This window comes from Ruegeria sp. B1, assembly GCF_056535885.1.
Map to the genome: position 1 here is coordinate 470001 of NZ_JBQFJA010000001.1, position 14045 is coordinate 484045.

The following is a 14045-nucleotide window of genomic DNA, read 5'->3' on the forward strand; positions in this document are numbered from 1 at the left end:
GAGAACACGCAGGCCGCCGACAAGAACGGTCATCTCGGGCGCGGACAGCGTCATCAGTTGCGCCTTGTCGACCAGCATCTCTTCGGGTGACACGCTGAATTCCGTCTTCTGGTAGTTGCGGAACCCGTCGGCCTCGGGTTCCAGGACGGCGGCGGACTCGACATCTGTTTGGTCCTGGGAGGCATCAGTCCGACCGGGCGAGAAAGGAACCTCGACATCCTGACCCCCGGCTTTGGCGGCTTGTTCGATTGCGGCCCCGCCCGCCAGCACTATGACATCCGCCAGAGACACCTTCTTGTTGCCAGACTGGGAGTCGTTGAACGCCTTTTGCACAGATTCCAGCACGTCCAGAACCTTGGACAGTTTCAGAGGTTCGTTCACTTCCCAGTCTTTCTGAGGCGCCAAACGGATGCGCGCGCCATTGGCGCCACCGCGCATATCCGAACCCCGGAAAGTCGAGGCCGATGCCCAAGCCGTGGACACAAGCTCCGAGGTCGATAGACCGGTCGCCAAAATCTTCTCTTTCAGCACGGCGATATCCGCGTCATCAATCAGATCGTGATCGACTGTCGGGACGTTGTCCTGCCACAGCAGTTCCTCACTGGGGACTTCAGATCCCAGATAGCGGGCGCGCGGGCCCATGTCGCGGTGGGTCAGTTTGAACCACGCGCGGGCAAAAGCATCTGCCAGCTCTTCGGGGTTTTCGTGGAATCGCTTGGAAATCGGGCCATAGATCGGGTCCATGCGCATTGCCATGTCGGCGGTGGTCATCATGGTTTTGACCTTCTTGGACGGATCATGCGCCGCAGGGGCCATGTCTTCTTCTTTTACACCGATTGGCTCCCATATCCAAGCGCCCGAAGGGCTCTTGGTCAGGTTCCAATCATATCCGAACAGCAGATCAAAATAGCCGTTGTCCCATTTGATCGGGTTTGCCGTCCATGCGCCTTCGATACCGCTGGTGGTGGTATCATCGCCTTTGCCACTGCCGAACTTGTTGATCCAACCCAGACCCATATCCTCGATCGGGGCAGCCTCGGGCTCGGGACCGACCAGATCGGGGTCACCCGCGCCATGGGCCTTGCCAAAGGTATGACCGCCGGCAACCAATGCGACCGTTTCCTCGTCGTTCATCGCCATCCGGGCAAACGTGTCCCGGATATCCCGGCCGGACGCCAAAACGTTGGGCTCGCCATCCGGACCTTCGGGGTTCACATAGATCAGACCCATCTGAACTGCGGCCAATGGGTTTTCCAGATCGCGCTCGCCCGAATACCGGCTCTGCGGGTTGTCAGTGGGCGCCAGCCACTCGGTTTCGGCACCCCAATAGATATCCTCTTCGGGCGCCCAGGTATCGGTGCGACCCCCGGCAAATCCAAAGGTCTTTCCGCCCATCGATTCGATGGCGCAGTTGCCCGCCAGAACGATCAAATCGGCCCAGGATATCTGGTTGCCGTATTTCTGTTTGATCGGCCACAACAGGCGACGCGCCTTATCCAGGTTGCCATTGTCGGGCCAACTGTTGAGCGGCGCAAACCGCTGAGACCCGCTGCCCGCTCCACCGCGGCCATCGGCAGTCCGGTAGGTTCCCGCGCTGTGCCACGCCATGCGGATAAACAGACCGCCGTAATGGCCGTAGTCGGCAGGCCACCAGTCCTGGGAATCCGTCATCAGGGCATACAGGTCTTCTTTCAGCGCCTTCAGGTCCAGTTTCTTGAATTCTTCGGCGTAGTCGAAGCCCGCCCCCATCGGGTCCGAGGCTGGCGCGTGCTGGTGCAGGATCGAAAGGTTCAGCTGGTTTGGCCACCAATCCCTGTTTGACCGGGTACCGGCACCGTGCATTACCGGGCATCCGCCCATGTTTGGGGTGTCACTTCCGTCCATATCATTCTCCATTCCTGGCTAAGTTTCGGCTACGTCGCGCGGTCGAATCTGTCATGTACAAGATCACTAGAAGATGTCGGTGAAATCGCTCATCGAACCCGGATTGGGAAACGGATGTTGTGACAGAAGGACTTCAACGACACTTTGGTCTTGCTTCTATCCCGATATAGCAAATCAATGCCATGAGAATAAGTTTTGTTTTTTGATTGTATTTATAAGATTTGGTTATGAAAAAGTAAGGGGCCGGGCGCTGCCGACTTGCGACGCCTTCGGCATGCGTAGTTACCTTGGGTCATAACATCTGTCTTGAGATTGTTTTTTTGCGGCGCTCGGTCACTGTCGCACTAATGAGTTTAGATTTCGGACCAAGGCGCACACGCCTGGTCCCAAAATGATCGGGTACTGACGGCTCGGTCCAGACAACAGGGAAACCCGGATGGATTTTGATTATGTTATCGTCGGCGGGGGATCAGCGGGATCGGTGCTTGCCAACCGCCTCAGTGAGGACCCGGATAAAAGTGTTTGCCTGCTTGAGGCCGGTGGCGAAGGCAACAACATTCTGGTCCGCTTGCCTTCGGCCGTTGTCGCGGTATTGCCCGGCCGACCCAAGATCGGAAATTGGGCGTTTGAAACCGTGCCCCAAGCGGGCCTGAACGGGCGCAAAGGGTATCAGCCACGGGGCAAGGCTCTGGGCGGGTCGAGCGCGATCAATGCCATGCTCTATATTCGCGGTCAGCGCCAAGACTATGACGGCTGGGCTGGTCAGGGCTGCACCGGATGGGACTGGGACAGCGTTCTGCCGTACTTCAAACGGGCTGAGAACAACGAACAAGGCGCGGATGACCTGCATGGAACCGGCGGACCGTTGCAGGTGTCCAATCAGAAAGAACCACGCCCAATCACCCACGCTTTTTTCGAAGCCGCCGAGCAGATGCAGCACCGGCGCCTCGACGATTTCAATCGCGGTGACAATGAGGGGGTCGGGCTGTATCAGGTCACGCAGTTCCACGACCCCGAGAAAAACGGCGAGAGGTGTTCTGCCGCCGCTGCCTATGTCTTTCCCGTCATGGATCGCCCCAACCTGACCGTCATCACCCATGCCCACGTCAAAGAACTGACATTCGACGGCAAGCGTGCGACCGGCGTGCTCTATAGGAAAAAGGGCAAGGAGCCCGACATCCAGATCTCCGCACGGCAAGAGGTCCTGATCTGCGCTGGCGCGCTGATGTCACCTCAATTGCTGCAACTTTCGGGGATTGGGGCTGCGGACGAGCTGACCCAACACGGAATCACTGTCCGCCATGATCTGCCGGGCGTCGGCAAGAACCTACAGGATCATTTGGATTTCATTCTCGCTTACAAAAGCAAGGACACCGATAATTTCGGCATCGGCCCGGTCGGCACTGCGCGTTTGCTGGGTCACCTCTGGCGCTGGCGAAAAACCGGTGTCTCAATGGTGGCCACCCCATTTGCCGAAGGGGCCGCGTTTCTGAAAACCTCGCCTGATCTGGACCGCCCTGACATACAGTTGCACTTCACCATTGCGCTGGTCGATGATCATGCGCGTAAGCTGCACTATGGCTATGGGTTCAGCTGCCACGTCTGCAAACTGCGCCCAGAAAGCCGTGGAACGGTAGGTTTGCAAAGTGCCAATCCGTTTGCCGCGCCTGCGATTGATCCGGCCTTTCTGTCCGACGACCGCGACCTCAGGACATTGATCAAGGGTGCGCGGATGATGCGCGATATCCTCGAAGCCCCCGCGCTGGCCAAATACCGGCACAAAGAATTGTTCGGAACCGACACCGCCCAAAGTGATGAAGACTGGGAAAGCCACATTCGCGCACGCGCCGACACAATTTATCACCCGGTTGGCACCTGTAAAATGGGTGTGGACGAGATGGCTGTCGTTGACCCGGAACTGCGGGTGCGCGGGATTGAGGGGCTGAGGGTTGTCGATGCCTCGATCATGCCCACGCTGGTCTCGGGCAACACAAATGCACCAACCATCATGATCGCGGAAAAAGCGGCCGATCTGATCAAGGCCGCAGCACGTTAAGGCGCGCTACCGGCTGTTCATCAAAGCCTCCAGCCCGACCCGATAGTTGGGATAAAGCAGCTGAACGCCCAACTCATCCTTGATCCGGGTGTTTCGGACCCGCTTGTTCTCGTTGTAAAAACTGCGGGCCATTGGCGTCAGGTCTGCCTTGTCATAGGGAATCGCAGGCGGCAATGGCAGACCCTGCAATTCCGCCGCATAGCCAATGACATCCTGCGGCGGCACGGGTTCGTCGTCACAGACATTATAGATGGCACCGGGGTTCGGTGCCTTCATCGACGCCATGAGTATCTGCGCAATATCGTCCACATGAATGCGCGAAAAGACCTGCCCCGGCTTGATGATACGCCGCAGGCCGCCGCGCTTGAGCTTGGAAAATGGTCCGCGCCCGGGGCCATAAATGCCCGCCAGCCGAAAGATGTGCACGGGCAACCCGGGAATGGCCGACCATTGCCGTTCTGCCAACAATCGCCATTGGCCGCGTTTGGCCGCAGGTGTTGGCGGCGTGGATTCGTCGACCCAGTCGCCCTGATGATCGCCGTACACCGCAGTCGTCGACAGATACCCGACCCATTCAAACTGCCCGGCCCGTTCCGCGATCTCAGCGCATAGCGCGGCCAGGACCGGATCGCCCTCGGCCGAGGGAGCTGTCGAGATCAGCAGATGCGTGACCCCATCCAAGCCAGGCATTTCCCCGGGCCAGATCAGGGGTTGGGCGCCCGAGGCCCGGATGCCCTCCGTGCCCGCACTGTCGCGCGTCGTACCAATGACGCGCCAGTTTGCGGGCGCTAAACTGCGGGACAAAGCCTGCGCTGAATACCCGTGACCAAATGAAAAGAGCGTATTTGTCATGCGCCCTTTGATGGTCCGCCTGAACCGGGGATGCAAGCGCCGCATGGACGCACTTGATTCGAATCCCCCGATGCGCCTTTCTTTAAAGTATGAGCCAGAAAACACCCGACCTACACGCGGCCTACGCCCTGAACTCGCCAGAGGAGAACAAACGCCTCTATGCCGAATGGGCCGGGAACTATGACGACAGCTTTGCCGCGCTGGAGGACTATCAGTTGCACATCCACACCGCCCGCGCCTTTGTCAGCGCTGGCGGACAGGGCCCGGTTCTGGATGTGGGTGCAGGCACCGGCCTGTGCGGCTCTGTCCTGGCCGGTTTGGGTGTCGGACCCATCGATGCAACGGATATCAGCGCAGAGATGCTGCATCAGGCCATGCTCAAGGATATCTACCGCGACGCGATTGAGGCCGATCTGACCCAAGGCATCCCGGTTCTGCGCGACAGCTATGCCGGCATTGTCTCATCCGGCACCTTCACCCACGGGCATCTGGGCCCCGAGGTTCTACCCGCCCTTTTGCGCGTCGCGCGATCCGGCGCTCAGTTTGCGCTGTCAATCAATGCAAAGCACTTTAAAAAGCTAGGCTTTGCAGAAGCATTTCGCGAAATAGAACAGAACCAGATCCGCAATCTCACCTTGCCCCAAGTGCGTATCTACGGTGATCTCGCCGCAGGTCCCAACAACGACGACACCGCCTTTATCGCTCTGTTTGAAAAAGGGTCAGGGTGAACAAAGGATACTGTGCGGTTAGCCTGGTGATCTGGCGCTGCGCAGAACCTGTAATCCGACGACCATGGAATCTGGGCAAGAATTCTGATACTGTAACGGCATTTATTTGTTCGGTTTCGAGGGTGTTATGTCACTAATCCATTATGAAGATCTTGAAGGTTCAGCAGCAGCGTTCAATTCCGACAGCTTCATTCGAATACGTAAGGCATTCGGTGACAGCGAACCGACGGACGCAATCACAATCAGAACGGACAATCAGAAGTTTCATTCAGGCTCTGACCTTGGAGAAATAGTTTCACAGCTGCAGGCCGCCACACCGCTGGTCGAGCTAACCACACCTGTTGGACTGAAAGCTTGGATTTCCAAGGACCGGCTGATTGATGTTGTACAATCGTCTCCTGTTTTGCACCATCAAAATGCGAAGGCAGTTCTGACACTTCTCGTCAGCAACGGGCCAAGTATCATTCAACAGGTCCAAGAGACGGTTGCAGAGGTCGTTGCCGCATTTGACGCCGCCTAGGCTGAGCTATCGCCCCTTCCAGACCGGATCGCGCTTTTCGGCAAATGCGCGGGCGCCTTCCAGATTGTCCTCGGAGCCGTAGAGTACATCAACGGTCGGCAATTGCCGTTTCGTAATCCGGTTCATGATGTCCTGGAACTTCGCGTCTTCCGCCTCGCGCACGACTTCCTTGATGGCTGCGTAGACCAAGGGCGGACCACTGGCCAGCAGACGGGCCAGTTCCCACGCCCTGTCCGCCAACTGGTCAGACGGTACAACTTCGTTGACCAGGCCCCAGCGATGGGCCTCGTCCACATCAAACCACCGCCCGGTCAGCAACAACTCCATCGCGATATGATAGGGGATGCGCTTGGGCAGTTTCACGCTTGCGGCATCAGCGACAGTGCCCGAGCGAATCTCCGGCAGTGCAAAGGTCGCATGATCCGCCGCCAGAATAATGTCGGCACTCAGCGCCAGCTCCAGTCCACCGCCACAGGCAATGCCGTTGACGGCCGCGATCACCGGTTTGTTCAGATCTCGCAGCTCTTGCAGCCCGCCGAACCCGCCAACGCCGTAATCTCCGTCCACCGCATCGCCATCGGCGGCGGCTTTCAAATCCCAACCGGGGCAAAAGAACTTCTCGCCTCCACCGGTCAGGATCGCCACGCGCAGCTCTGGATCATCCCTGAATTCCCGGAACGCTTCGCCCATGATCCGGCTTGTGGCCAGATCGATTGCATTGGCCTTGGGCCTATCCAGCGTGACATGCAAAATGGCGCCATCGCGTTTGGTCTTGATCGGGTTCATATGCTTGCCTTTCGGATCAGGGCATCGACTGCAACCGCCGCATCGGGGGTGCAAATGAGCGGGTTTATTTCAACTTCGCTGACGCATGAGGCGTTGGCAATAACATAGGCTTGAATAGCCTCAACAGCGTCCAGAATGGCGTCCATGTCAGCTGCCGGTTTGCCGCGATACCCCGCCAACAGCGGCGCGCAAGCGAGTTTTCCCAGGGCGTCGCGGATTGCTTTGCGAGAAGACGGAACCAACGCCGACACAGTGTCCCGCATGATCTCGGTCAGAACACCGCCTGCGCCCAGCGTCAGGACGAATCCATGCGCCGGATCGCGGGTCACTCCGATCAGCAGTTCCGCGACGCCTCCGGTCGCCATCTCTTCGATCAGAACCTCGGGTGTTCCGATCTGCGCCGCGGTCTCAGTCAGGTCGCTGCGCGGGACTCCCAGACGCACCGCGCCCTGTTCGGACTTATGCGCCAGACCCACGCCTTTGACAGCAAAAGGACCAGCCAGTTCGTCAACCGACGTCGCAAGGCGATCCGCACGGGTGACGACGCGCTTCGGGACCTGCAAACCAAAAGCGGCCAGGGCGTCTTTGGCCTCCGCCTCGGTCAAAAGCTGATCCGGTTCTGTAGCCGAAGGCAGCAATATCGGCTCTGCCGGCACTGGCATTGGCTGGGCAGCTTCAATCGCCGACAAGGCCTCATGAAGGCCTGCAAATGGGACCACGCCGCCGTCCAGCAGCGTTTGCGCCACATCCTCAGGCATCAACTCCGGCAATGTTGCGGCCACGGCAAAAGGGCGACCAGTCTCCCGGACGCAATTCAGGGCAGCTTGCGTCGCGCAGTCCCAGTCCGACGCATCCGTATGGGGATAATCGACTACCGCCACAGTTATTGCCGTGTCCGGCCCAGCCAAGCCTTTCCACGCCTGTGTCATTGCAGCGGCATCGCGCCATATATACGTGTGGTAATCCAACGGATTCGCCAAGGCGACCATCGGACCCAACGCATCGCGCAGGTCGCCTTTTTGGCGGTCGGTCAAAGGTGGAAAATGCAAGTCTCGATCCTCGGCCATATCTGCGGCAAGGCTGGCCTCGCCCCCCGAGCAGCTGATCATGCCCACTCCGGTACCATCGAGGCGGCCGGTGACGTGCAACAGTTTGAGACATTCCAGAAAGCCGGGAATATCGGACATACGCGCAATGCCCAGCCGATCCAAAAAGGCCTGGGCCCCGGCATCACTGCCTGCCAGCGACGCCGTATGCGAAATCGTGGCCGCCTGCGCGTGGTTGGACCGCCCCATTTTCAGGGCGATCACAGGCACGTTCCGGTCACGTGCTTTCTTCGCCAGGACCTCCCACTTCCGCAGGTCACCAAATCCTTCGATATGAACGCCGATTGCGGTGATCCGGTCATCGTCCAGCAGGGCCGAGGCGATATCGGCCTGATGCGTTTGCGCCTGATTCCCACACGTCAGCATGACGGCCAGCGGCAGCGCGCGTTGCTGCATCGTCATGTTGATGGCGATGTTCGAGCTTTGGGTCAGGATCGCCACGCCGCGCTCCACCGGGCGCATTCCGTGTTGGTCGGGCCAGACAGCCACTGGGTCCAGCGCGTTGATGAATCCATAGCAATTGGGCCCCAGGATCGGCATATCGCCGGCTGCTGCGACCAGCTGCGCCTGAAGATCAGCGCCCTGATCATCCTCGGCCCGCGCTTCGGTGAAACCCGAGGCAAAACACACGGCACCGCCTGCACCTGCGGCGGATAAGGCCTCAACAGCCGAAATTGTTGCGTGTCGATTGATCCCTATGAAGGCTATGTCCGGGGGGCCGGGCAGCGTCTCGATGGTGGCATAGGCTTGCAGTCCGCCAACCTGTTCAGCTTTGGGGTGAACTGGCCAGATATCTCCCTGAAATCCGAACTTTCGAGCCTGATTGATCACTTCAGCACACCAGACGCCGCCACCGATCACCGCCATCGAAGACGGGTTCAGAACACGCCCCAGGGGCCTCATGCGCCCAGCGCCCTCAGCAAATCCCGGCTGATGATATGACGTTGGATCTCGCTGGTGCCGTCCCAGATACGTTCAACACGCGCATCCCGCCAGAACCGTTCCAGCGGATAGTCATCCATCAGACCCATGCCGCCATGGATCTGGATCGCAGCATCGGTCACCCGCGCCAGCATTTCCGAAGCATAGAGCTTGGCCGTCGCAATCTCTCGGTTCGCGGGCAGGCCTTTGTCCAGCCGATCCGCCGCCGCCAGGGTCAACAAATCCGCCGCGTCGATTTCGGTGATCATGTCGGCAATCTGGAAGGATACACCCTGAAACTTGCCGATCTTCTGGCCGAACTGCTCGCGCGTGGCCGCATAGTCCAGCGCATAGTCAAAGGCCCTTCGCGCGCGCCCGACCGACATGGCGGCCACGGTGATCCGGGTCGCATAAAGCCATGTGTTCATCACCTCGAACCCGCCATCGACCTCGCCCAGAACCTGCGCATCCGGCAGGCGGCAATCATCGAAATCCAGCACCATGTTCTTGTAGCCGCGATGGCTGACCGACTTGTACCCATCCCGGATGGTGAAACCCGGTGTGCCGCGATCCACCAAAAACGCAGTGATCCGCTTTTTCGGCCCTTTGGGCGTCTGATCCTCACCCGTCGCGATGAAGACGATGATGAAATCCGCGTGCTCGGCGCCCGAGATGAAATGCTTGGTCCCGTTGACCACCCAATCCCCGCCATCCCGAACGGCGGCACATTTCATCCCACGCACATCCGATCCGGCACCGGGTTCTGTCATGGCCAGCGCATCCATCCGATCACCGCGAACGGCGGGCATCAGATAGCGTTCAACCTGTTCACCCTCGCAGGCCATCAGGATGTTCTGCGGACGTCCGAAGAAATGGTTCAACGCCATCGACCCGCGGCCCAGTTCCCGCTCGACCAGCGCGAATTCAAGATGGTTCAAACCCGCACAGCCAACGCTTTCGGGAAAGTTGCAGGCGTAGAAGCCCAGCTCGATGGTCTTGCGCTTGATCTCCTCCACAATCTCATGCGGGACTTCGCCGGTGCGTTCGACCAGCTCTTCATGCGGATAAATCTCGTTCTCGACAAAGCTGCGCACGGTCGAGGCGATCATTTCCTGTTCGTCGGACAGACCATATTGCATCTGAATTCTCCACATCTGGGCCTGCGCGTATCGTGACGGGTCTTGAGAATCCAATCATGCAAAGATAGCTGTTTATCATGCGAGTTTGGACTAAATCCCCCGCCGCACCGCAGCAAATCGGTGTGCTTCTGTTCGATGGATTTTCGAACCATTGCCTGGCCAACACGGTTGAACCGCTGCGGGCCGCAAACATGCTGTCCGGGGGGGATCTCTATCGCTGGACGTTCCTGTCGCTGGGCGACGGACCAGTGACATCTTCATCGGGTTTGCAGGTCGCACCGCATGACACGCTGCAAAACGCAAGCGGTGACATGTTGATGGTGATGCCATCCTACGGGTTTCAGGCCCATAGCGGCTGGCATACTCTTTCGGGTCTCAGGTCGGCTGCATCTCGCTTTGAAACTCTGGCCGGGTTGGACACAGGCAGCTGGTTGCTGGCTTTGGCGGGCCTTCTGGACGGGCATCGCGCTACCATTCACTGGGAAGAACTGACAGGCTTTACCGAGCGTTTCCCAGATGTTGATGCGGTGCGCGAACGATTCATGATTGATCGGAACCGCATCACCTGTTCTGGCGCGATGGCAGCGTTCGATCTGGTTTTGCACCTGATCGGACAGGCACAGGGGCAGGCATTGGCGCTGGAAGTGGCCCAGCTGTTCATGACACGCGATTCCGCCCGATCCCATACGGGTGGCGCAGGCGCGACCAGCGGATATGTGAACAAGGCGCTGGCACTGATGCATGAACATCTGGAAACACCCCTTCCGATATCCGAGATCGCCCGCCGCGTTGGCCGATCTCACAAGGCGCTGTCCCAGCGAATGCAATCCGAGTTAGGTGCAGGGCCAGCACAGGTCTATCGACGGCTGCGGTTAAACCTGGCCCGCAAATTGGTGTCCGAGACAGACCTGAGTATTGCCGAAATCGCCCTACGCGCCGGGTACGAAGACCCCAGCGCACTGACCCGCGCGTTCAAGAGTGAATTCGGAATTGCCCCACGCAACTTGCGAGCAGGTTAGGTATACATCTGTTTTTTGTAAGCCCGCGTGCGGGTTGTCGCCTCAGCCGACCCGTCGTGATAGGTGCCAAACCACTTGTCGAACGGGATTTCCGAGGTGCCATAGTTGCACTCGAAATACCGGTGATGCAGTTGGTGAAAGAAATCTCCGGCCCGCGCGGCGTCGGTGTCCCCGGCCCGCAGCTTTTCAAAGCCGGAATGCGAAAGAACCGGGCTGATCTGCTGGAAATACGTGTGGAACAACAGATGCAACGGGTGTGACGGGATGATCAGGTGGATGAAATAGGTGGTGAAATACAGCAGGTTTTCGAACCAATGGTTCGAAATCCCGGACCACGGCCCGATATTCACATTGCGATGATGCACGGCATGGACGTGTTTATACAGCTTAGGGTGATGCTCTAGCCGATGCACCCAATAGAAATGCAGACCTGACCACATCGGGATAAACAGCATCCAAAGAACGAACCAAACCGGCGCGGCGGCCCAAGTTAAGGTCGGGACATAGCCGTTGGCCATCGCCCAGTAGATCACCCATTGATAGAACGTCGCCACTGTCATCGCGCTGCCCAGCGTCCACCAGATATTGTCCAGAACCTGATTGCGGAAGGTGAAGTTTCCGTTGTCGCGGGTCAGATCGCGGCGGTCGAATTTTTTGTACATGCCCTGCCCCTTGCGCATGTACAGCCACCAATGCAGGCCGCCCGCGACCAGGATTTGAGGCACCATGTTCAACAGCCAGATACGGAACATCCATCCTACCGAAAAGCTGCGCATAGACTCTAAACCAGGGAAAAACAGCACATAGGCCGTGATGGCCAAGCCCATGCAAAGGGTCAGCGCCGTGATCTGTAACCACGCGCCGCTGTACCATTTCAGCACTGCGCCCGGTTGCGGCGGCCAGCTAAACAGCGGGTTCAATCCCACCGGGCCTTCGGGGCGGTAATTCCAGCGGGTGGCTTCGGGGTCCTGAGCGGTGTCGGTCATGGCAGTCACTCCGGGTATGAGGTCAGGTTGCGTAGTCCGATCCTTCGGCATCCAGCATCGCTTTGATCTCACGCAGATGCGCCTCGGCCTGATCGGGGTAGTCTTCCAGCTCTTGCGCGGTCTTTTCGGCGATCTCATCCGAGAGCACGCGCAAAGGCTGACCGGTTTGTAGCGCGCGGATGTAGGTTTCGGCGGCGCGCTCAAAATAATAGAGTCTATTAAAGGCGTCTGCGGGATCACTGCCGATGATCAGAACGCCATGATTGCCCATGATCATGACCTTTTTCTGTGGGTCCGACAGCATCGCAGCACAGCGTTCCCCTTCGCTTTCAAAGGCCAGCCCGCCGAATTCTTCGTCAATGACATAGCGGTTGTAGAAGGTGGCAGTGTTCTGATCGATGGGCGGCAAATTGCTGTCGGCCAGCGCGGCCAGAACAGTCGCAAAGATCGAGTGCACATGCATCACGCAACGCGCATGAGGGCAGTGGCGGTGAATCGAGCCATGCAGACCCCAGGCGGTGGGATCCGGCGCACTCGGCTGGGCCATCACGTCAGGATCGTTCGCATCCAACAACAACAGGTCCGAGGCCCGGATGCGCCCGAAATACATCTGGTTGGGATTCATCAGGAATTGGGTGCCGTCTTCATTCACCGCGAGGCTGAAATGATTGGCCACGCCTTCATGCATGTTCAGGCGTTCGATCCACCGGAAGGTCGCAGCCATATCCACACGCTCGGACCAGTGGTCGATATTGGGGCGAAGACTGGCGACACTCATGGCGGACCTCCTGTGCTGGCCGAGTTGACCAAAAGCCTGCATCCGGTTCGCGAAATTGACCAACGAAAAAAACACCACTATCTCATTAGTAAAACTTATGCCGAGGTTATGCGAATGCAGAAACAACTTCCCCCTTTGGGCTGATAGTGTTGAAAAACACCATTTTTGACGGAAGGTGTTGAAAAATCCAGCCGTTGAAAGCCGGTCGAAAATTTTAGCTAGGGGGTCGGCCAAAGCACGGCATTGCCGTCGTGCCGCGCGCTCATGGCCTTCTCCGTCCAAACTGGGGTGACTTTTCAGGCGCGATGGAATTTGGCGAGAAAATGCATCATCGGAATTTTCGAGTTTTTCAACACTATCGGCTGGTTGCGGACGTTCGAAGCCGCCGCGCGCCATCTGTCCTTTACCGGTGCGGCGCGGGATCTGAACATGACGCAAAGCGCCGTCAGCCAGCAGATCAAGTCCCTTGAAGGCCATCTGGGGCAGCCTCTGTTCTTGCGCCGCCCAAAGGCCCTGGAACTGACCGAGGCTGGTATCACCTATCTGCCAGTGGTGCGCGAAGCCTTTAGAACGCTTGTGCGCGGGACCCAGGCTGTGACCGGCGCCCAGCAAAACGCGGTTCAGGTCCAGTGCAACATCAGCTTTGCGGTCAACTGGCTGGCCCCGCGCCTGCCCGACTTTCGTACCGAGCATCCCGACGTGCAACTCAACATTTTCACCGAACTTTGGGAGCCTCGGGAAATGGCCGAAGGGGCCGCGGTGGAAATCCGCTTTTCTCTGCGACCCGCCGACACGGTCCGGACCGAATTGCTGCGGACCGAGTTTTATTACCCGGTCTGTGCCCCGAATTTTGAAGTCACCCTGAAAACCTTGCAACAGCAACCGCTGTTTGATTGTTCCAACCTGTTGTCCAATTGGGCGGCCTGGGTGGATGAACAGGCTCTAACTTGGGGGAATCCGTCGATCACTTATGCCACGACCTACCTTGTCTGCCTGTCAGCCGCACAGGCCGGAGGTGGATTGTGCCTGGCTCATGACGCCATCGCAGACCGGATGATTGCGCAAGGCAGGTTGGTTGCACCTTTCGAGCACAGAGCCCCGATGCCAGAGGCCTATTATCTGCTACTGTCGCCGCAGGCCGAGGAAACACCCGGCGCTGTGGTATTCGCAAACTGGATCCGCCGCGAGTTTGGGTCCGATCTTTGAGTTAGTAGTGTCGGGCGCGCTCCCGCCCATCTTCATTGCCCCTTCGGGGCAACTCCTCTGGTTG

12 protein-coding genes (1 of these 12 only partly in view) are annotated in these 14045 nt (G+C 58.5%); 5 read left to right on the forward strand and 7 right to left on the reverse strand.

What is annotated here, in order from left to right; all coding sequences use genetic code 11:
* Nucleotides 1–1884, reverse strand: the 5' portion of a protein-coding gene (gene katG / locus ACR3ES_RS02340; protein WP_170431697.1) for a catalase/peroxidase HPI. It extends 321 nt beyond the left edge of the window; only the first 1884 of its 2205 coding nucleotides appear in the window; it begins with the start codon at nucleotides 1882–1884; the stop codon falls past the left edge of the window.
* Between the two features lie 436 nt (nucleotides 1885–2320).
* Here katG and ACR3ES_RS02345 point away from each other — a divergent pair, with 436 nt between their 5' ends.
* Nucleotides 2321–3940: a GMC family oxidoreductase gene (locus ACR3ES_RS02345; RefSeq protein WP_480424737.1), complete on the forward strand. Its 1620-nt coding sequence runs from the start codon at nucleotides 2321–2323 to the stop codon at nucleotides 3938–3940.
* Between the two features lie 6 nt (nucleotides 3941–3946).
* Here ACR3ES_RS02345 and ACR3ES_RS02350 read toward each other — a convergent pair whose 3' ends face one another.
* Nucleotides 3947–4792 carry an SDR family oxidoreductase gene (locus ACR3ES_RS02350; RefSeq protein WP_170431694.1) on the reverse strand — a complete coding sequence of 282 codons (846 nt, stop codon included), beginning with the start codon at nucleotides 4790–4792 and terminating at the stop codon, nucleotides 3947–3949.
* Nucleotides 4793–4881: 89 nt separating this feature from the next.
* On the opposite strand from ACR3ES_RS02350, the gene ACR3ES_RS02355 reads away from it, so the two are divergent.
* Entirely contained in the window at nucleotides 4882–5520 is a 639-nt protein-coding gene (locus tag ACR3ES_RS02355) for a class I SAM-dependent methyltransferase (protein ID WP_170431692.1), read from the forward strand.
* A gap of 127 nt (nucleotides 5521–5647) precedes the next feature.
* Complete coding sequence (locus ACR3ES_RS02360) at nucleotides 5648–6040, forward strand: hypothetical protein (protein ID WP_170431690.1); 393 nt, start codon at nucleotides 5648–5650, stop codon at nucleotides 6038–6040.
* 6 nt (nucleotides 6041–6046) lie between these two features.
* On the opposite strand, the gene ACR3ES_RS02365 is transcribed toward ACR3ES_RS02360, so the two are convergent.
* Genes ACR3ES_RS02365 through ACR3ES_RS02375 form a run of 3 tightly spaced genes read right to left on the reverse strand, consistent with a single transcriptional unit; the run spans nucleotide 6047 to nucleotide 9992 of the window.
* A complete protein-coding gene (locus ACR3ES_RS02365) occupies nucleotides 6047–6826 on the reverse strand; it encodes a carnitinyl-CoA dehydratase (protein WP_170431688.1) in 780 nt (259 codons plus the stop codon).
* Nucleotides 6823–8835 carry an acetate--CoA ligase family protein gene (locus ACR3ES_RS02370; RefSeq protein ID WP_170431686.1) on the reverse strand — a complete coding sequence of 671 codons (2013 nt, stop codon included), beginning with the start codon at nucleotides 8833–8835 and terminating at the stop codon, nucleotides 6823–6825. Before ACR3ES_RS02370 ends, ACR3ES_RS02365 begins: the two co-directional genes overlap by 4 nt.
* Nucleotides 8832–9992 carry an acyl-CoA dehydrogenase family protein gene (locus ACR3ES_RS02375; RefSeq protein WP_170431684.1) on the reverse strand — a complete coding sequence of 387 codons (1161 nt, stop codon included), beginning with the start codon at nucleotides 9990–9992 and terminating at the stop codon, nucleotides 8832–8834. Before ACR3ES_RS02375 ends, ACR3ES_RS02370 begins: the two co-directional genes overlap by 4 nt.
* 77 nt (nucleotides 9993–10069) lie before the next feature.
* Between ACR3ES_RS02375 and ACR3ES_RS02380 the strand changes: the two genes are divergently transcribed.
* Complete coding sequence (locus ACR3ES_RS02380; protein WP_170431682.1) at nucleotides 10070–11011, forward strand: helix-turn-helix domain-containing protein; 942 nt, start codon at nucleotides 10070–10072, stop codon at nucleotides 11009–11011.
* Here ACR3ES_RS02380 and ACR3ES_RS02385 read toward each other — a convergent pair.
* Together ACR3ES_RS02385 and ACR3ES_RS02390 are read right to left on the reverse strand one after the other, a co-directional pair.
* Nucleotides 11008–11997: a sterol desaturase family protein gene (locus ACR3ES_RS02385; RefSeq protein WP_170431680.1), complete on the reverse strand. Its 990-nt coding sequence runs from the start codon at nucleotides 11995–11997 to the stop codon at nucleotides 11008–11010. The two genes, ACR3ES_RS02380 and ACR3ES_RS02385, sit on opposite strands and share 4 nt — an antisense overlap.
* 22 nt (nucleotides 11998–12019) lie before the next feature.
* On the reverse strand, nucleotides 12020–12775 hold the full coding sequence (locus ACR3ES_RS02390) for a class II aldolase and adducin N-terminal domain-containing protein (protein ID WP_170431678.1): 756 nt from the start codon (nucleotides 12773–12775) through the stop codon (nucleotides 12020–12022).
* 312 nt (nucleotides 12776–13087) lie between these two features.
* Between ACR3ES_RS02390 and ACR3ES_RS02395 the strand changes: the two genes are divergently transcribed.
* Nucleotides 13088–13981 carry a LysR family transcriptional regulator gene (locus tag ACR3ES_RS02395; protein ID WP_480424739.1) on the forward strand — a complete coding sequence of 298 codons (894 nt, stop codon included), beginning with the start codon at nucleotides 13088–13090 and terminating at the stop codon, nucleotides 13979–13981.
* Nucleotides 13982–14045 lie beyond the last annotated feature (64 nt).

Bases quoted from the DNA above. Each gene is read 5' to 3' on its own strand.
- ACR3ES_RS02375 (WP_170431684.1), bottom strand. From the start codon at position 9,992: ATGCAATATGGTCTGTCCGACGAACAGGAAATGATCGCCTCGACCGTG.
- ACR3ES_RS02385 (WP_170431680.1), bottom strand. From the start codon at position 11,997: ATGACCGACACCGCTCAGGACCCCGAAGCCACCCGCTGGAATTACCGC.
- ACR3ES_RS02370 (WP_170431686.1), bottom strand. From the start codon at position 8,835: ATGAGGCCCCTGGGGCGTGTTCTGAACCCGTCTTCGATGGCGGTGATC.
- ACR3ES_RS02390 (WP_170431678.1), bottom strand. From the start codon at position 12,775: ATGAGTGTCGCCAGTCTTCGCCCCAATATCGACCACTGGTCCGAGCGT.
- ACR3ES_RS02355 (WP_170431692.1), top strand. From the start codon at position 4,882: ATGAGCCAGAAAACACCCGACCTACACGCGGCCTACGCCCTGAACTCG.
- ACR3ES_RS02345 (WP_480424737.1), top strand. From the start codon at position 2,321: ATGGATTTTGATTATGTTATCGTCGGCGGGGGATCAGCGGGATCGGTG.
- ACR3ES_RS02365 (WP_170431688.1), bottom strand. From the start codon at position 6,826: ATGAACCCGATCAAGACCAAACGCGATGGCGCCATTTTGCATGTCACG.
- ACR3ES_RS02360 (WP_170431690.1), top strand. From the start codon at position 5,648: ATGTCACTAATCCATTATGAAGATCTTGAAGGTTCAGCAGCAGCGTTC.
- ACR3ES_RS02350 (WP_170431694.1), bottom strand. From the start codon at position 4,792: ATGACAAATACGCTCTTTTCATTTGGTCACGGGTATTCAGCGCAGGCT.
- ACR3ES_RS02380 (WP_170431682.1), top strand. From the start codon at position 10,070: ATGCGAGTTTGGACTAAATCCCCCGCCGCACCGCAGCAAATCGGTGTG.